Genomic DNA, 17,555 nt, shown 5'->3' on the forward strand with positions numbered 1-17,555 from the left:
GTATATATGAATATTGTTCATAAAAGATCGGAAAGGAAGACAACAAGTGAAGACAGAGAAATTTTTTACCCATCCGATTGGCGTATTTATTGCTGCAATAGTAGCAACTTTTTTATGGGGAAGCGCATTTCCTTTTATTAAATTAAGTTATGTTGAACTTGGAATTCAACCACAAGAAGTTGGAGAGCAAATATTATTTGCTGGTTATCGTTTCTTGTTATCTGGGGTAATGCTTTTATTCTTTTTTAAAGTGTTAGGGAAAAATATGAGCTTCAAAAAAGGAACGGGGAAACAGTTAATACAAATTGGTTTATTCCAAACGTTTCTTCAATATATCTGTTTTTATATTGGAATGAGTTATAGTTCGGGGATTGAAGGAGCTATCATTTCAGGGACATCATCATTCTTTCAAATTTTACTCGCCCATTTTGTATATAAAGATGATGCTCTCAATATGAGAAAATTAATTGGGGTATCGATTGGTTTTTGTGGCGTCATTTTAGTAAATGTGCCGAGTGATGGTAGCTTATCATTTCATTTTGGAATCGGAAGCTTATTACTTCTTAGTGCAGCAATGCTGTATTCATATGGAAACATATTAGCAAAAGAAGGTAGTAAAACATTAGATGTTGGCTATATGACAGCATACCAAATGATTTTTGGTTCTATAGGATTATTATGTATAGGGGCTTTACAAGTTGGAGTAATGCCATTTACATTTAGTCTACACGCACTACTTATGCTGATTTATTTATCTTTCTTATCTGCAGCTGGTTTTTGCATTTGGAATACAATTATGAAATACAACAAGGTTGGAAAAGTATCTATGTATATGTTCTTTATACCCGTATTTAGTGTGTTATTATCGAGCATGATTTTAGGTGAAGCAATTCATTCATTTGTGCTACTTGGTTTAGCATGTGTAGCCGCGGGAATTATTGTGGTAAATCGGACGCCAGCTAAGCAAAAAATAGAGCAAGAAAAACAAGTGGCATAGAGAGCAGAAAAGCGATTACAATGGAAGAACAGTGCTGTTCTTCTTTTTTAGAAAAAGGATAATAGACTAAGTGTAACGAAAAAAGATACAAAAAGCATTTATTGAGGAGAACATATTATGAATCTACTTTACGTGGTGTTAATTGGGCAAATACTTCTTTTTTTTATTGGTGCAATTTATGCAATAGGGCAGACAAAAAGAACGAAAGTTAATATGCCGTTACCTTTAGCAATCCGTCTTATTCTTAGTTTTTCTTTAACAGGTAGTGCAATTTGGATATGGTTACAAGATCCATCTGTAGAGTATAGTACGTGGGTTGCACTTGGTATGACTTTATCGACTGTGGGAGATTTGTTTATGGCTGGGTTGATTCCAATTGGTCATCGATTAATTGGTGGGATGGTTACTTTCGCCCTTGCTCATTGTTTTTATGTAAAAGCATTTTTGCAAACAGGAATTTCATGGAATGGTTTTTGGATTGGCTTACTTGTATATGGGCTCTTTCTAATTGTAGGATGGTTCTTCTTTATCCGAAATGATAAACAGGATAAATTGTTTACGATAGGAGCTCTAATTTATGGATTGTGGGTTGGGGGAATGGCGTGCTTTGCATTCGCCTTATATTATGAAAATACAGGAATATGGTGGATACCAGCGTTTGGTGGTTTACTGTTTGTGATTTCTGATTTTATTATTGGCGTGACAGATATCGGAGGGCGCAAATTGAAGTATGAGCCACTTTGGATTTGGTTTACATATGTAGCTGCTCAAATGTGTATTGTATATGTGGGATTATAAAAAGATACTCTCAAAAATAGTGGATAGACTATTTTGAGAGTATCTTTTTTGCTTGTTTAATTTGATCAGTATTGTTATTTTGAAATTTCTAATATTATAATTTAATAATTCAGAATTTTGTAGAAGAATATCAGTCGTATTATTTATAATAAAAGTAAAAAGATGATGAGATGGTGAAATGATGCAAAGGAAAAAATGTTGGCGTGAATTTTTTGGAACGATTGCAATTGCATGTTTATTGGTGTTTTTGGCGAAAATTTTTGTGTTTTTCCCTACGACTGTAAAAGGAGCATCCATGAGGCCGACGTTGCAAGATGGAGATAAGGTGATTGTTAATAAGTTAGCAAAACAATTTGAAAGCTATGGGAGAGAAGACATTATTGTTGTGAAAACAGATAATTTTTATGTCAAAAGAGTGATTGGATTGCCAGGAGATATTATTGAGATGAGAAATGATCAATTATATGTAAATTCTGAAGTGAAAGATGAAGAGTATTTGGATAGTAATAAAAAACAAGCAGAAAAAAAACTTATGAATTTAACAGAGGACTTTGGACCGATTACAATTCCTAAAAATAAGATTTTTGTTATGGGAGATAATCGCCTAATAAGTAAAGATAGTAGAAATGGTTTAGGTTTTATTGATAGAGAAGATGTGTTAGGAAAGTTAGCAGGCATTTATTATCCGTTTGAACATATGAAAATAATAAAGTAAAAAAACCAAGCAAATTTTAGTTTGCTTGGTTTTTCTGTTAAACAGTAGGAGATTCGTTAGATACAAAGATATCTTCATGTTTCTTTGTAGTACTTAAAACGAATTTATGTTGTAGCAATTGTAGTTTAAATAACGCTAAAGGATCATGATATGTTTCTGGATTGCTTCTTAGCGTTGCTAATGTTTGTTCATCTTCCTGTATCTCAAGTTGAGCTGCATCCACATTTTGTTTCAATATGCTAAGTGGATCTTTAAAGAACATCATGATATCGCGTTCTAATGCCCCTTCAAATACTTCAAATTGTAGGAAGAATTGTTTTGAAATTGTGTGAGCAATTTCTGTATAGTCTTCTGTTTCAATATATTGTTTATATTTGTTGGCGAGCATAGATTGGTTTTTTTGCATATTACCAAATAATTTTCCGGCACTTTTTAAGAAAAACTGTGTCGGTGTAAAGCGTAATAAAATATTGATGTTTGTTACTGTAATTCGATTTGTCATTCGTACAACATCTCGATTCCAATCATCTAATAATTTGAAATCGCAAGGAAGTTTCATACGTTCTTCTTTATATAATTTATTAAATGTTTCACTCATTTCATCTAAATAAGCTTGAGCTTGAATAAATTCATTATGTGCTGTTTCAATCCATTCTTGAATAGACCCAGTAAATTTAGGAAGAAGTACCTGTTGTACATGCTTTTGAACTCGTTCATTCATTGCAGCATTTAATTCTTCATGAACTAGTTTGAAATCACTATCTTCTTGAACAAGATCAGAGCAGCTCTGTAATAATTCAGGAATTTGAGAATGTATATCTCGTGTAATTTCTTCTTTCGTTAAAAGATAGGATTCGGTAATAGAGCGAATTTTATCTTTTTCAAGAGCAGTAAGGTTATTAATAAATCCAGTAAGTTTCACTGAGATGTGTTTATTCCAGCGTACGGATTTTACTAATGTATTTTCTAATTCCACACGTTCGTTTATGAGATAAGCAATCGTCTTTTGCGTAAACCATATTAGCTTTTCTATACGTTCTTTTTCTATATCGCGTTTTGCAAGATTAGAGAGAATAGATTCTGTTACATCTCCAAGTTGCTGGCTACTCTCTTGCGAAGGAGAGTATGGGAAGAATTGTGCATCTGGAAAATGCACTTTAAGTTTACTAATTAGTTTTTCATTAGTAGTCGTATTATTTGTGTGTAATACGAAGTGAATTTGTAAGTTTGATACTTGTTCACGTAAATAAATTAACGTATCAATTTCTTCACTATGCAATGGTGAAGAAGAATTTAATACGTAAACAAGACTATCTGCTGCTTGTAAGTATTCAAAGTATGCATTGTTTTTATCCAATTGTCCTTGAATGGATGGTGTAATAAGAAATGTAAACTTATTTTTTCTTAAAAACCTACTTGGTAGCTTAATTTCTATACATCTTTTCTCAAGTTCCGACTGAGCAGATGTAGCCGTTATTTGATGGAATTCATTAAGGTTAGGGATACTTCGTATATCTAACGCGGTAAATTCTGTTATTTCAGTTTGACTAGCGTCTTTAAATAGAATAGGAGTTGTTAAAGTTTCATTTAAGATGTTCTCTCCTAATATTGAATTAACAAATGATGTTTTATCATGGTCACTAGTTCCAGCTATTAGTAGTGGCGTGACATTTAAATCGCATAGTTCATGGACGAGTAGCGTAAATTGATGACTTAAATCTACATCATTTTTCTCAGCCCACACAGCGATTGTTTCGAATAAATGAGAAACTGTTTCCATATTTACATCTGCTTCAGCAGATGTATTAGAAAGTAAGGATCCAGCACTTTTTACGAGTAATGATTCTAAAGTTGTAGGTGAGACTTCATTCCATGCTAACACTGCTGCAGAGACAACTAGAGAATCTTTTGCTTTCGTTAAACTGAACCAATTTGTTAATAAATTTGGTACAAGTCCGTTTAATTCATGCATAAAATGATTTCCGGTAATTAATGCAAAGTATGTTTCTTGATAGCGAGTAGAAATTTCATTCCAATCGTCATTATTGTCTGTTTCAATATGCAAGAATAAATGATTAATACTTTGAATCCAAGGAAGGTATAAGGATTCATGTTGATAGCTATTCCAAAGAGCAATAACAAGTTCTTTAAATTGAGCTTGATCAACAGCATATAGAGCTTTTAAAGACTCATAGAAATATTCAGGCTTAATATTTTTTGTAAATCCTTTATTTATGTAATTTATTAACGTATCAAACCAGTGTAAAGATTGTGTTCGAATACCTTCTTGAACAGCTAGTTCGATAGCGTTGTTCCAATCTTCTTGTTTTTCATAGAAAGAACGTGCAATTGCAGTAATATTTGGGTAATCCGGTTGGAATGCAACAGCTTCACTAATCGTCTTAAAAGCAAGTCCTAAACGATCTTGTTCGATATAAAGAGAAAGAAGTTGTAAGGAAACCTCCATCGTAAGAGTTGTATCTTCTGTTTGAATGGATTGATAAATTTCTTCTGCCTTTGGTAAAAATCCTAGTTCAAAATAAGCATCTGCAATATTTTTTGTTGCCCAAAGTGCAAGAGCATTATTTACTTTTTCCCATTTAAATATAGCTGCTTCAAAATCTTTATTTTGATAATAAAATTCACCTTGAGCAAATCGAATATTAGAAATGTTGGAGAATTCATTTTTAGATTCATTTATATATGCTTCACCGAGTACTTCCGATGCAGGAGTAGAAGTTTCTTCTGTTAAAAATGTTTTATAGTAAACTTTTTGAATAAATTGATTTTCAATGGTCATGTTCGTTCCCCCCTGTATAATTTAGAAAAATGATGTTGTATGTAAAAGGGTTCATGTTCTTTTAATAGGTAGAAGTTGCATTATATAGACCAAACTATGTTTTTGCTAGATATATCATTTTTCTTGAGAGTTAAACCGTTGCGAAAAGTAACTTTCCTTTATTGTAACAAAAAAACACGCATATGAATTTTTATTTTTTATCGGGTCATTTGCGGGCAGTAAGAATCTACTCTCAAAATTGGTGAATGTAAGTGAGTTATGTGGGAGTCGGGATGTCTGTAGAAGCAAGATTGGCGTAGATTAATAATTAGTAGAGGATGAAGAAAAGCCCCACTGATTAAAGTTTCACTTTATCTCTGTTAAAGGAAAGAATAGAAGTAGAGTTCATTATAAAAACAATGTATAGTGAATATGTATACCATGTTTGCCTTAAAGATAGAAAGGGTACAATGTGGAATAACGATCGTGCATAGGATGTGTCTTCCGAATGGAACAACATATTGGCGAGTTAATCGCGCATTATGGCTATTTTGGAATTGTTATAGCTTTGGCTGGTGGGATTGTCGGATTACCGATACCAGACGAGTTTTTATTGACCTTTATTGGTTATAATGTTTCAAAAGGAGTTATGTCAGGAACTGCTGCTTTTTTAAGTGGGATGGCTGGTGCGATGTTAGGGATTACGTTAAGCTACATATTAGGTTTAAAACTTGGGCTCCCTGTTTTAAAGAAATATGGGCCGAAAATTAGAATTAAAGAACATCACATTGAAAAAACACATATTTTATTTGAAAAATATGGGCCATTTCTTTTAATGATTGGTTATTTTATACCGGGAGTACGTCATTTAACGGCATATTTTGCTGGGGTATCAAATTTGACACTTTGGCGTTTTTGTTTGTACGCTTACGGTGGTGCGCTCATTTGGATAAGTGTTTTTATTGGGCTTGGCTGGAAGTTAGGCGAGAAGTGGCGCTTCGTTGAGTATAGTTTACATCATTATGGAATATGGATTTTATTAATTTCAGCAGTTGTTACATGTGTTGTATGGTTTTACATAAAGAAAAAGAAAAACCGCTAATAGCGTTTTTTTTAGCTGAAAGCAATAAATAATACACCAGCTGTAATAAAGACTACACCAACACCGGTCATAAAGTTTAACTTTTCACCGAGGATAATCATAGCGAGAATGATAGAAAATACGACGCTTAATTTATCGACAGGAGCTACTTGTGAAACCTTTCCTGTTTTGAGGGCAAGAAAATAAAATAGCCATGAAGAAGCACCTGCAATCCCACTTAATGTGATAAATAGCAGTGCTTTTTTATTTAGCAGTACGTCGCCGATATTTTGAAATTTACCTTGTATGATAATAACGCCTATCATAAATAATGCCATAATAATAGATCGAATTGTTGTTGCAACGTTTGCATCGATTCCGTCTAAACCAAACTTTCCAAAAATCGATACAAGGGCAGCAGCAATTGCTGATAATAGTGCAAATAAGAGCCACGAACTCATAGTAAAATCCCTCCAATCTTACAGTATTATACATGAAAATGATTCTCATGTATAAAGTTGAAGTAATTAAGGTTTATAGGAAGCATGACTCCAACTTAACTTCTTGCTCCACTTGAATTTTAAGGTGGGAGTTTTACTGCCCGCAAATAGTGGGCTAAATAACGAAATAATCCCCACCTTATATTTTTAATAAGGTGGGGATTATTATGCTACTCTGCAATTTCCTCATATAAAAAGTACGTTACATTATAAATATGCTCTACTTCATCGTCTGTCATAAACAGTAATTCGTCACGCTCAATCCCTTTCTTCTTTTCAATAAACTCAATCATATTTTTGCGTTCTTCTCTCTTCATCAATTTTATTTCTCCTCTCAATCTGTTTTAATACAGTTTATTTAAGTTACTGCTATTATATAACAGAATCTTTAGAAAGTTCCACCTATTTTATTGTTTTTTTCAAAAGAACTTTTCGACAAAACAAGCCCACCTAAAGGGGGCTTGTTTTATTTTATAGTCGTAAAAACTCAGGCTCCGTCGTACCGGCACCATCGATGTAATAAATTGTGTCGGGATTGATTTTTATCAATACGTAATTAGGGTCTTCAGGACCGAGTAACCAACGTTTTAAGCTATTATTCCAAAACTTGTTTTTTAATGTTGAGTCTTCCTCGATTGAAGCTAATCCTTCAACTTCAATATAATCTTCATCTAATTTTTTTCCTTCTCGTCCGAGTAGTACATGGACATTAGGATTTTGTTCAATATCTGTTATCTTTTTTGATTGTCGATCTGTTGCAACATATAGTACAAAATCTTCATGGAAAAACATCATAAAGGCACTATGCGGTTTCTCGTTACGTACTGTGGATAATACACCGGTACGTTGTCCTTGGATAATAGTTGCAATTTTCTCTTTTAAGTGCATATTCTTTACCTCTTTTCCTAATTTATATTTTCTCTGTTTAAACAAGATAATTTAAATATCTTTCATACTGTTTTCTTCAAGTCGATTTTTTAAACGTAATTGTGATGAAATCGGACAAGTTAGGAGAAGAATAATAATAATATTGAGGAGAAATACATACGATGGAAGGGTGAAAAGCATGTTTAATAAAATATTTCTTATAGTAGCACTTATAGGTGTACCACTATCTGTACTTGGAAAAACACTTCATTGGCCAGAAACAATTATGTTCGCTGTGTATTGTATTACGATTATCGCGTTAGCTGGTTTTATGGGGAGAGCAACAGAGAGTTTAGCAATTGTATCTGGTCCTAGAATAGGCGGATTATTAAATGCTACTTTCGGTAATGCTGTTGAACTTATCATTTCAATTTTTGCACTTCAAGCAGGGTTAATTGAAGTGGTGTTAGCTTCTTTAACGGGTTCTGTACTTGGAAATTTATTATTAGTAGGAGGACTATCCTTCTTTGTAGGTGGACTTAAATATAAAAGGCAAAGCTTTAACGTTTACGATGCAAGGCATAATTCAGCTTTATTAATATTTGCTGTTGTCGTGGCCTTTGTTATTCCAGAGATTTTTTCAATGAAGATGGACGCTGGCAAGACGTATCAATTAAGTATAGGTGTTTCTATTATTATGATTATCATGTACATTGCTGCATTACTATTTAAGTTAGTTACGCACCGTGGTGTATATCAACATAAAAGTGACGAAGTAGCGCATGAAGAAGAGCCAGAGTGGTCGAAAGGGAAGGCACTCCTTATTTTAGCGATAGCAACACTGGCGGTAGCTTATGTATCAGAGGCGCTCGTGCATACTTTTGAAACTGTTGCAAAATCATTTGGTTGGTCAGAATTATTTATAGGGGTTATTATCGTTGCAATTGTTGGAAATGCAGCGGAACATGCATCTGCAATTATTATGGCTTATAAAAATAAAGTAAATATTGCAGTCGAAATTGCAATAGGTTCTACATTACAAATCGCCATGTTTGTTGCTCCTGTACTAGTATTGCTATCTATGTTCTTCGCGCAGAGGATGCCTTTAGTATTTACCATACCAGAACTTGTATCTATGATTACAGCCGTTTTCTTAACGATTGCGATTTCAAATGATGGAGATACAAACTGGTTTGAAGGCGGCACTTTACTAGCGGCGTATGTCATTATGGGAATTGGTTTTTATTTATTATGAAAAATAGGCATAACAATTGTGCTCAGAGAAAACAATAAACAAAGTAGTATATATACCTTTACATAGGAAGGAGCCAGACAGGTGAAACGAGTATACAGCATATGTCTTTCAACTATGGTCTCGTTTATTTTATTATTTCCTAACATGAGTTTTGCAAAGACAACAGTAGGAACAAAAATGCCTTCATCTGTTTTAAATATTTCAAAAGACAATACATTTCCAAATGATGCGCAAGATTTGCCACGTTTACAGCCAAGTAAGTTTGCTCAAGAACTATTGAAAACAGCTAATATTAAAATTGAAAATCCAGACTTAATTCGGATGTTTAATGAAACGACAATTTCAAATGCGCCGCTTGCAGTAGGGTACCGGGCAAAAATTTATTTAGGTCAATGGGCTTTACATTATGAATCAGTAGACACATCGATTAATTGGGAATATAAACAAGTGAATCGAAATGTGTATGATAATCGCGGAGGAGACCGTTTATATCCACTTCGCTATAAGCAAGAAACACAAAAGACGGTTGAAGGCGATTTAACAGCAGATATGAAAGATGCTGCAGATGTGAAAAAAATGATGCTTCTCAAAGCGCTTGAAAAAGTACAATTGCCCCTTTCGTTTAAAACAACTATTGGTTATGGTACTGGACATGAGCGTGTGTATAATATTAGTCCGAGTCAACTCGGATATTTATACGCTTATACACCAGCAGTAAATGAAAAGGGAAAAGTAACATTTGGAGAAGTGTATCTTGTATTAAAGGGAAATCAAAAAAGACTTGTTGTGAAAAATATTACTTCTCAAGGAATTGGAGCGGCGATTCCAATTCATGATCATTTATTTTTTAAATTCATTTCTTCTTCCCACTCGCAATAACATAAAAAAACGTCAGCTTATAAGCTGACGTTTTTTTATAATGTAATGTTTGCTGTTTTTGATAAGAAATCTTCTGTCGGATAGTAGCTGTTTTTTACAAGAACATTTGGTCCAAGACATTTTACTGCAGGACAGTGACAGCTTAATGATTTTGCTGTTTTTGAAGCACTCCATTTGTCATATGCTTCTTGTAATGTGTTTGTTTGTATGTTTCCTAGAAGTGGAACATCACCAAAGTCCGTCACAATAATATTTCCATCGAAAATATTTACATTTAAACGAGAACGGCCATCTGGATCGTTACGAACGGTTACATTTTTGCTCTCTTGTAATTTTTTAAATGTGGCAATGTCTCGCTCGTCATCGCTACAAGCATAGAAAGGTAAAGTTCCAAATAACATCCATACATTTTCATCGCGAATTTCTAGTAAATGCTCAATCGCATCACGAATTTCAGCTTTTGTTAAAATCTCTAGATTACTCGCGAAGTCACTTGGATACATTGGGTGAACTTCATGACGTTTACAGCCCATCTCTTCGACGATTTGGCGGTGAATATGTTCAATATGTGGTAGAGTTCTTTTGTTTAACATTGTTTCGGCAGATACAAGTACACCTGCATCTGATAGAGCCTTACTATTTGTAATCATTCTTTCGAATAATTTTGCACGTTGTTCGTAAGTAGGTTTACGCTCCATCATTGCAAATCCGCCTTCAACGAAGTCATCAATTGTTCCCCAGTTATGAGAGATATGCAACACGTCTAAATAAGGAATAATTTGTTCGTAACGTGCTAAATCTATAGTTAAGTTAGAGTTGATTTGAGTGCGAACGCCTCGTTCATGGGCGTATTTTAAGAGTGGTGTTACATAGTTGTCGACGGATTTTTTTGAAAGCATAGGTTCTCCGCCAGTAATACTTAAAGAACGTAAATGAGGAATCTCATCTAATCGTTTTAATAAAAGATCCATCGGAAGCGGATTTGGGTCTTTCGGCTGTAACGTGTAACCAACAGCGCAATGCTCACAGCGCATATTGCATAACGTCGTCGTTGTAAATTCAACATTTGTTAATAGTAGTTTGCCGTACTCTTCAAGGTCCATATACGCTTCCCATGGATCGTAAGAAGGAGTAATCGGCTTCATTTTTTGTGATATCGTCATATGAAATACTCCTTTGACTATTGAAATAACAATTTGTCCATTCTCTATAATAGAAGAATATGTGCTTTTTATAAAGTGAAACTTTTTAGCATGAAAAGAGAGAGGGCTTACATTATAGTGGATGACTGTGACAAAATTGGTGAAATTTCATGCCCATAGTAATCATTTTTGCGGTATAATAAAAGCAACTCGAATTAAAAGGAGAGTGCCTTCATGGGAAAAGCAATTCAAGATAAAGATACACAATTAGTATATTTAAAAGAGCGTTTAAATATGTTCATTGAAGTAATTGATACAATTGAACCTGAAGAAGTAGAATTAGAAGATGTAGATCGTCTTCTTGCAATGTTAGATGAATTAGAATTAAAATGTGAGCAATTTAAAAAAGACGAATAATATATTAAAAAGGCTGCCAATTCCAATTTGGTAGCCTTTTTCTGTGCGGATAATAGAAGGACGATAGAAAAAGAGGTATAATCAAGTTGTGAAAAATTTCATTTATGCTTTAATAGCGTGAAACAAATAAAAAGCTAAAGAGCATAACAATGGAATTTTCAGCTCATAACGTTTTGGTAGCGTTCACAATTGAGGGGGAAGTAACAATGGAAAAGCTTCAAGAAAGCATGTATCAACTAATTGTTGAAACGTCAACGAACTTACCGAAAGATGTTCGTCGTGCGATTCAACAAGCGAAAGAGCGAGAAAATGTAGGGACTCGTTCTGCGATGGCACTTGGCACAATTACAAATAATATTAAAATGGCTGATGATAACATCTCACCGATTTGCCAAGATACAGGGATGCCAACGTTTAAAATTTATACACCAGTTGGTGTGAATCAATTAAAGTTGAAGGAAGCTATCTATAATGCGCTTGAGCGGGCGACAAAAGATGGTAAACTTCGTCCAAATTCTGTTGACTCTCTTTTTGGAGACAATAGTGGAAATAATTTAGGACCAGGTACACCGGTTATTAAGTTTGAACAATGGGAAAAAGATTATATTGATGCACGTTTAATCCTAAAAGGTGGTGGCTGTGAGAATAAAAATATTCAATATAGCTTACCGTGTGAACTAGAAGGACTTGGACGAGCTGGCCGTGATTTAGAAGGAATTCGTAAATGCCTTCTTCATGCAGTATACCAAGCACAAGGTCAAGGATGTAGTGCTGGTGTAATTGGTGTTGGTATCGGGGGAGACCGCACATCAGGTTATGAATTAGCAAAAAATCAATTATTCCGTACATTAGATGATGTCAATCCAGTACCAGAGTTACAACAACTTGAAGAGTACGTATTAGAAAATGCGAATAAGCTTGGCATTGGTACGATGGGATTTGGTGGAGAAACAACTTTACTGGGCTGTAAAATTGGCGTGTATAACCGCCTGCCAGCTAGCTTCTACGTATCTGTGGCGTATAATTGCTGGGCATATCGCCGCCTAGGTGTAACAATCCATCCTGAAACAGGTGAAATTATGGATTGGTTATATCAAGAAGGTGAAGATACACTTCAGCATGAAGCACAAGAAAAAACAGAGCAACGTGAGATTGTATTACAAGCACCAATTACAGAAGAGCAAATTCGTGGACTTCGCGTTGGTGATGTTGTAACAATTAATGGCATGATGTATACAGGTCGTGACGCAATCCATAAGCATTTAATGGATAATGATTGTCCAGTAGATTTAAACGGACAAATTATTTACCACTGTGGTCCAGTTGTTGTGAAAGATGACAATGACAATTGGCAAATTAAAGCGGCAGGTCCAACGACAAGTATTCGTGAAGAACCGTACCAAGGCGATATTATGAAGAAATTTGGTATTCGCGCTGTTATTGGAAAAGGCGGTATGGGTGCGAAAACATTAGCGGCTTTAGAAGAACACGGTGGCGTGTACTTAAACGCAATCGGCGGTGCCGCGCAATATTATGCTGAATGTATTAAAGAAGTGGAAGATGTTGATTTCTTACAATTTGGTATTCCAGAAGCAATGTGGCATTTACGCATTGAAGGTTTTAAAGCAGTTGTAACGATGGACTCTCATGGTAATAGTTTACATGCAGATGTTGATAAAACATCACTTGAAAAATTAGCGAGCTTTAAAGAGCCGGTATTTAAATAAACAAAAATGCATCTCGAATCTTTCGAGATGCATTTTTTGGTATATATAGAAAAACATGCAAAGCATGAAAGTAAGTAAGGAAACAGAAACTACAGGTACGATTATATATGGAAAGGAGACTATTTATGAAATATAAATGGTTATATATCGGTCTCATTTTTTCAATTATGATGGCACTTGTTCCAGTTTCAACATTGGCTTATACAAATACTCCACATAACTGGGGAATCCCGCGTCCTAAAAATGAAACAGTACCAGATGCAGGAAAGTTATATACGGATTTACTGCAAAAAAATGGCGGGTTTTATTTAGGAGATACGAAGAAAAAAGATATTTATTTAACATTTGATAATGGATATGAGAATGGATACACAGAGAAAATCTTAGATGTATTAAAAGAGAAAAAAGTACCAGCAACTTTCTTTGTAACGGGGCATTACATTAAAACACAAAAAGATTTATTGTTAAGAATGAAGGATGAAGGACACATTATTGGAAATCATTCTTGGAGTCATCCTGATTTTACAGCGGTAAATGATGAGAAGCTTCGTGAAGAATTAACGAGTGTAACGGAAGAAATTAAAAAAGTAACTGGGCAAAAAGAAGTGAAATATGTACGTCCTCCGCGCGGCGTATTTAGTGAAAGAACGTTAGCTCTTACGAAAGAAATGGGCTACTATAATGTATTTTGGTCACTTGCATTTTTGGATTGGAAAGTGGATCAGCAAAGAGGATGGCAATATGCGCATAATAATGTTATGACGATGATTCACCCAGGATCTATTTTATTACTTCATGCAATATCAAAAGATAATGCAGAAGCACTTGCGAAAATCATTGATGATTTGCGCGAGAAAGGGTATCATTTTAAAAGTCTAGATGACTTAGTAAAAAGCAATCAACCGTAAGCATGTATGCTTACGGTTTTCTCATGCTATAATGATGTGTAAAAAGGATGGGGAAACGTATGTGGAGCGAACATGTTACGTTAGAGTATCCGTATCATTTTGAAGAAGTATTAAAACGTTTATCTTTTGATCCTCTTAACGTCATTCAATTAGATGAGAAAGTCATTTATATCCCGCTTTGCATAGAAGAGGAACAGGTTGTTGTTCGCTTACAAGGGATTGGTACTGTTCAAAATCCACAGTTTTGGATTTCTAGTCAGACAGGAGATCCGGAGAAAGTCATGAAACGAATGAGGGCCATTTTTCATTGGAATGAACCGTTTCAAGATATACAAAATCATTTTTTAAACACATCATTACGTCCACTATTTGAAACATATGCTTATACTCCAATTATTTTAGAATTTGATTATTTTGCTTGTCTTCTTCGCTGTATCATTCACCAACAAATAAATTTGAAATTTGCTACTGTGTTAACAGAACAATTTGTGAAACGGTATGGAACAGAGAAGAACGGTGTATTCTTTTTCCCCACTCCGGAAATAGTAGCAAATATTTCAATAGAAGAATTGAGAGAGCAGAAGTTTAGTCAGCGAAAGGCTGAATATATAGTAGGATTAGGTCGAAGTATTGTCAGTGGTACATTAAATTTAGCGAGTATAGAAACTGGGACGGAAGAAGAAGTTTCAGCACAATTGTTGCCAATTAGGGGAATTGGTGCATGGACAGTGCAAAACTTTTTAATGTTTGGGATTGGACGGAAAAATATGTTTCCGAAAGCGGACATTGGGATTCAGCGTGCAGTGCAAGGTATATTTCAATTAGATGATAAACCTGATGATGCATTTTTAGAAAAAGTGAAACAAGAGTGTGAACCATACTGCAGTTATGCAGCGTTATATTTATGGAAAAGTATAGAGTAGAGGTGTAATAATGATACAAAAGCAACATGAGAGTAAGTTGGAAGTTGGTCAAACGTTTCCTGTGACAATTAAACGTCTTGGGATTAACGGAGAAGGCGTTGGTTATTTTAAGAGACAAGTTGTTTTCATTCCAGGGGCATTACCAGGAGAAGAAGTTGTTGCAGAAACAACGAAAATTCAGCGTGGCTTCGCTGAAGCGAAAGTGAAAAAAGTTCGTAAAGCTTCACCGCATCGTGTGAAAGCACCGTGTCCAGTATATGAGGAGTGTGGCGGTTGTCAGCTGCAACATTTAGATTATAAAGAACAATTGAATCAAAAGCGTGATATCGTTGTACAAGCATTTGAGAAGTACATGAAAAACAGTATGGAAGAGAAAATTCGTCCAACGCTTGGCATGGAAAATCCATGGCATTACCGTAATAAGAGTCAATTACAAGTGGGGCGTAAAGACGAAAAGGTTATTACAGGGCTATATAAACAAAACTCACATCAGTTAATTGATATTGCTCACTGTATGATTCAACATAAAGCAACGAATGAAGCGACAAAAGTTGTAAGACGTATTTTAGAAAAATTAAATGTTTCTATTTACAATGAGAAAAAACAAAAAGGTTTAGTACGCACAATTGTAACACGTACTGCAGTTCAAACAGGGGAAGTACAAGTTACACTTATTACAACAAAAGAAGAATTACCAAATAAAGAACAATTTGTTGCAGAAGTACAAAAACAGATACCAGCGGTTAAATCAATTATGCAAAATGTAAACTGGCGTAAAACATCTGTTATTTTTGGAGATAAAACATTTAAATTAGCTGGAAAAGAAGTAATTCAAGAAACACTTGGCGATTTATCATTTGAATTATCAGCACGTGCATTCTTCCAGTTAAATCCAGAACAAACAATTGTTTTATATGATGAAGCGAAAAAAGCAGCTGCGTTAACAGGCGATGAGAAAATTGTAGATGCGTATTGTGGTGTTGGTACAATCGGACTTTGGCTTGCGAACGATGCAGCGGAAGTACGTGGTATGGATGTAATTCCAGAAGCGATTGCAGATGCAAGAAAAAATGCGAAGCGTCACGGATTTACAAATACGAAATATGAAGCAGGTAAAGCTGAACAATGGTTACCGAAATGGGTAAAAGAAGGATGGCGTCCAGATGTAATTGTTGTCGATCCACCACGTACAGGTTGCGATGATAAATTACTGGAAACGATTTTAAAGGTGAAACCGAAACAAGTTGTGTACGTGTCTTGTAATCCTTCTTCATTAGCACGTGATGTACAAGCATTAATGAAGAGTTATGAAGTGGAGTATGTGCAACCAGTTGATATGTTCCCGCATACTGCGCATGTAGAAAATGTAGTTAGATTAAAGTTGAAATAAGAAGGATTAAAAATGTTGATGTAGTTAACTACATCAACATTTTTTGTTATGCTGGCAGCTAAATCACGTTACGTAATCAATATACATACTTTCTGTATGAAGTATATGAAATTATTTTCTGCATTTGAAAAGAATTTGTAAAAATATACAGTATTCAGATTGTATAGACCACTTTGTATTAATAAATTACAATATGGATGTAACATAGCAATTTTGCTATAGAAAATAAGCTGAAAGGGAGAAGATTTATGAAAAAATGGTTGGCATTGTTTGTTTTTGGGATGGTTTCTTTATTTGCAACTTCTGCACATGCGGAATCATATGAAACAACAAAAACATTAAAAGTATATGAAAGTCGTAGTTTTAATTCGCCTGTGAAAAAAGAACTGCAGCCAGGAGAAAGGGTTTATGTTACAAATCAACATCCTAGTGGATGGTGGAAGATAAGTGGTGGATTTATCGCACCAGAGGGCGCTAAAGTAGAAATTAATCGAACTTTTGAAGCTTTTGATTGGATTAATATGGACAGTGCGAAGTACGTATTTGGTCCTCAAACTGTTATTGCACGTGATGGTACACTAAGAGGTGAAATTTTGATTGATACATATTTGGGGCAGAAGTGGACAAGTGTAAATGGAATGCCACAAATAATGAAGCAGAATTTTGCAGCATACAGTAGCCCTGAAGCTAAAAATCCAGATGCTTGGTTCGCTCCACAAACGGTTAATATTTTGCAGACAAAAGAAAACGGTTGGTCTTTAATTAACACGTATTTAGGGCCAAAGTGGATTGTTCGTTATCCACACGTGGAACATATTAATCGTGATTTTTATGCATACAATGAACCTAAGTACATGCATCACGGTGTGAAATTCTCAGCCCAATCTGTAAGAGTACTTCAACAAGGAGAAAATGGTTGGAAGAAAATTAAGGTTGAGGTTGGAGAAAAATGGATTGCACCACAAGGATCTTATTACCATGTCCCAAATGTATTTACGGCATTTGATCAACCTTTCGGTAGAGCAATCGGTACTTTTGCACCACAAACTGTATTTGTAGTTGAAGAATCTACAACATCATTTGGTTGGTTAAAAATTAGAACATACTTAGGAGATTCCTGGATTCGAACGAATCGTAATTAGTAAATAGATTACTTTATTCCTTTTAGAATGAAGTA

The 17,555-nt window shown here is 34.7% G+C and carries 17 protein-coding genes; 12 read left to right on the plus strand and 5 right to left on the minus strand.

The features are described from left to right. The first annotated feature begins 46 nt into the window (after positions 1–46). From ASE54_RS14280 to lepB, 3 genes are all read left to right on the plus strand, one after another. A complete protein-coding gene (locus ASE54_RS14280) occupies positions 47–997 on the plus strand; it encodes a DMT family transporter (protein ID WP_000845711.1) in 951 nt (316 codons plus the stop codon). Positions 998–1,114: 117 nt separating this feature from the next. After that, on the plus strand, positions 1,115–1,795 hold the full coding sequence (locus ASE54_RS14285; RefSeq protein ID WP_001051075.1) for a lysoplasmalogenase: 681 nt from the start codon (positions 1,115–1,117) through the stop codon (positions 1,793–1,795). A gap of 178 nt (positions 1,796–1,973) precedes the next feature. Then, complete coding sequence (gene lepB, locus ASE54_RS14290) at positions 1,974–2,510, plus strand: signal peptidase I (RefSeq protein WP_000983696.1); 537 nt, start codon at positions 1,974–1,976, stop codon at positions 2,508–2,510. Between the two features lie 37 nt (positions 2,511–2,547). Here lepB and ASE54_RS14295 read toward each other — a convergent pair whose 3' ends face one another. After that, entirely contained in the window at positions 2,548–5,310 is a 2,763-nt protein-coding gene (locus ASE54_RS14295; protein ID WP_000151407.1) for a GTP-binding protein, read from the minus strand. 487 nt (positions 5,311–5,797) lie between these two features. Here ASE54_RS14295 and ASE54_RS14300 point away from each other — a divergent pair, with 487 nt between their 5' ends. Beyond that, positions 5,798–6,391 carry a DedA family protein gene (locus tag ASE54_RS14300; RefSeq protein ID WP_000434870.1) on the plus strand — a complete coding sequence of 198 codons (594 nt, stop codon included), beginning with the start codon at positions 5,798–5,800 and terminating at the stop codon, positions 6,389–6,391. A gap of 11 nt (positions 6,392–6,402) precedes the next feature. Here the strand turns inward: ASE54_RS14300 and ASE54_RS14305 are convergent, their stop codons facing one another. The 3 genes from ASE54_RS14305 to ASE54_RS14315 form a co-directional block, all read right to left on the minus strand. Then, positions 6,403–6,831 (minus strand): EamA family transporter, encoded by a 429-nt coding sequence (locus ASE54_RS14305; RefSeq protein ID WP_000100295.1) that lies wholly within the window; start codon positions 6,829–6,831, stop codon positions 6,403–6,405. Between the two features lie 209 nt (positions 6,832–7,040). Next, complete coding sequence (locus ASE54_RS14310) at positions 7,041–7,187, minus strand: BH0509 family protein (protein WP_000817786.1); 147 nt, start codon at positions 7,185–7,187, stop codon at positions 7,041–7,043. A gap of 154 nt (positions 7,188–7,341) precedes the next feature. Continuing rightward, complete coding sequence (locus ASE54_RS14315) at positions 7,342–7,758, minus strand: pyridoxamine 5'-phosphate oxidase family protein (RefSeq protein WP_000550220.1); 417 nt, start codon at positions 7,756–7,758, stop codon at positions 7,342–7,344. Between the two features lie 178 nt (positions 7,759–7,936). Here ASE54_RS14315 and cax point away from each other — a divergent pair, with 178 nt between their 5' ends. Next, a complete protein-coding gene (cax, locus tag ASE54_RS14320) occupies positions 7,937–8,992 on the plus strand; it encodes a calcium/proton exchanger (protein ID WP_000482131.1) in 1,056 nt (351 codons plus the stop codon). A gap of 81 nt (positions 8,993–9,073) precedes the next feature. Next, complete coding sequence (locus tag ASE54_RS14325) at positions 9,074–9,871, plus strand: YfkD famly protein (RefSeq protein WP_002083605.1); 798 nt, start codon at positions 9,074–9,076, stop codon at positions 9,869–9,871. Between the two features lie 35 nt (positions 9,872–9,906). Here the strand turns inward: ASE54_RS14325 and yfkAB are convergent, their stop codons facing one another. Beyond that, a complete protein-coding gene (gene yfkAB / locus ASE54_RS14330; RefSeq protein WP_000156022.1) occupies positions 9,907–11,034 on the minus strand; it encodes a radical SAM/CxCxxxxC motif protein YfkAB in 1,128 nt (375 codons plus the stop codon). 213 nt (positions 11,035–11,247) lie between these two features. Between yfkAB and ASE54_RS14335 the strand changes: the two genes are divergently transcribed. The 6 genes from ASE54_RS14335 (at position 11,248) to ASE54_RS14360 (ending at position 17,520) form a co-directional block, all read left to right on the plus strand. Beyond that, positions 11,248–11,430 carry an SE1561 family protein gene (locus ASE54_RS14335; RefSeq protein WP_000513558.1) on the plus strand — a complete coding sequence of 61 codons (183 nt, stop codon included), beginning with the start codon at positions 11,248–11,250 and terminating at the stop codon, positions 11,428–11,430. A 206-nt stretch (positions 11,431–11,636) separates the two neighbouring features. Continuing rightward, positions 11,637–13,157, plus strand: coding sequence for a class I fumarate hydratase (gene fumA, locus ASE54_RS14340; protein ID WP_000413535.1), 1,521 nt, complete (start codon positions 11,637–11,639; stop codon positions 13,155–13,157). A 125-nt stretch (positions 13,158–13,282) separates the two neighbouring features. After that, a complete protein-coding gene (pdaA, locus tag ASE54_RS14345) occupies positions 13,283–14,065 on the plus strand; it encodes a delta-lactam-biosynthetic de-N-acetylase (RefSeq protein WP_000875968.1) in 783 nt (260 codons plus the stop codon). 59 nt (positions 14,066–14,124) lie between these two features. Next, positions 14,125–14,988, plus strand: coding sequence for a DNA-3-methyladenine glycosylase (locus ASE54_RS14350; RefSeq protein WP_000269427.1), 864 nt, complete (start codon positions 14,125–14,127; stop codon positions 14,986–14,988). Between the two features lie 10 nt (positions 14,989–14,998). Next, positions 14,999–16,378: a 23S rRNA (uracil(1939)-C(5))-methyltransferase RlmD gene (gene rlmD / locus ASE54_RS14355; protein ID WP_000615209.1), complete on the plus strand. Its 1,380-nt coding sequence runs from the start codon at positions 14,999–15,001 to the stop codon at positions 16,376–16,378. Positions 16,379–16,626: 248 nt separating this feature from the next. Next, the gene (locus ASE54_RS14360) at positions 16,627–17,520 is read left to right on the plus strand and encodes a hypothetical protein (protein ID WP_000758929.1); all 894 of its coding nucleotides are present in this window, start codon (positions 16,627–16,629) and stop codon (positions 17,518–17,520) included. Positions 17,521–17,555 lie beyond the last annotated feature (35 nt).

The organism is Bacillus sp. Root131 (genome assembly GCF_001429475.1).
Lineage (GTDB): Bacteria > Bacillota > Bacilli > Bacillales > Bacillaceae_G > Bacillus_A > Bacillus_A thuringiensis_S.

Excerpts from the sequence above, each read along its gene's own strand:
- ASE54_RS14285 (WP_001051075.1), top strand. The coding sequence starts at position 1,115 with ATGAATCTACTTTACGTGGTGTTAATTGGGCAAATACTTCTTTTTTTT.
- lepB (WP_000983696.1), top strand. The coding sequence starts at position 1,974 with ATGATGCAAAGGAAAAAATGTTGGCGTGAATTTTTTGGAACGATTGCA.
- ASE54_RS14295 (WP_000151407.1), bottom strand. The coding sequence starts at position 5,310 with ATGACCATTGAAAATCAATTTATTCAAAAAGTTTACTATAAAACATTT.
- ASE54_RS14300 (WP_000434870.1), top strand. The coding sequence starts at position 5,798 with ATGGAACAACATATTGGCGAGTTAATCGCGCATTATGGCTATTTTGGA.
- ASE54_RS14305 (WP_000100295.1), bottom strand. The coding sequence starts at position 6,831 with ATGAGTTCGTGGCTCTTATTTGCACTATTATCAGCAATTGCTGCTGCC.
- ASE54_RS14310 (WP_000817786.1), bottom strand. The coding sequence starts at position 7,187 with ATGAAGAGAGAAGAACGCAAAAATATGATTGAGTTTATTGAAAAGAAG.
- ASE54_RS14315 (WP_000550220.1), bottom strand. The coding sequence starts at position 7,758 with ATGCACTTAAAAGAGAAAATTGCAACTATTATCCAAGGACAACGTACC.
- cax (WP_000482131.1), top strand. The coding sequence starts at position 7,937 with ATGTTTAATAAAATATTTCTTATAGTAGCACTTATAGGTGTACCACTA.
- yfkAB (WP_000156022.1), bottom strand. The coding sequence starts at position 11,034 with ATGACGATATCACAAAAAATGAAGCCGATTACTCCTTCTTACGATCCA.
- ASE54_RS14335 (WP_000513558.1), top strand. The coding sequence starts at position 11,248 with ATGGGAAAAGCAATTCAAGATAAAGATACACAATTAGTATATTTAAAA.
- fumA (WP_000413535.1), top strand. The coding sequence starts at position 11,637 with ATGGAAAAGCTTCAAGAAAGCATGTATCAACTAATTGTTGAAACGTCA.
- pdaA (WP_000875968.1), top strand. The coding sequence starts at position 13,283 with ATGAAATATAAATGGTTATATATCGGTCTCATTTTTTCAATTATGATG.
- ASE54_RS14350 (WP_000269427.1), top strand. The coding sequence starts at position 14,125 with ATGTGGAGCGAACATGTTACGTTAGAGTATCCGTATCATTTTGAAGAA.
- rlmD (WP_000615209.1), top strand. The coding sequence starts at position 14,999 with ATGATACAAAAGCAACATGAGAGTAAGTTGGAAGTTGGTCAAACGTTT.
- ASE54_RS14360 (WP_000758929.1), top strand. The coding sequence starts at position 16,627 with ATGAAAAAATGGTTGGCATTGTTTGTTTTTGGGATGGTTTCTTTATTT.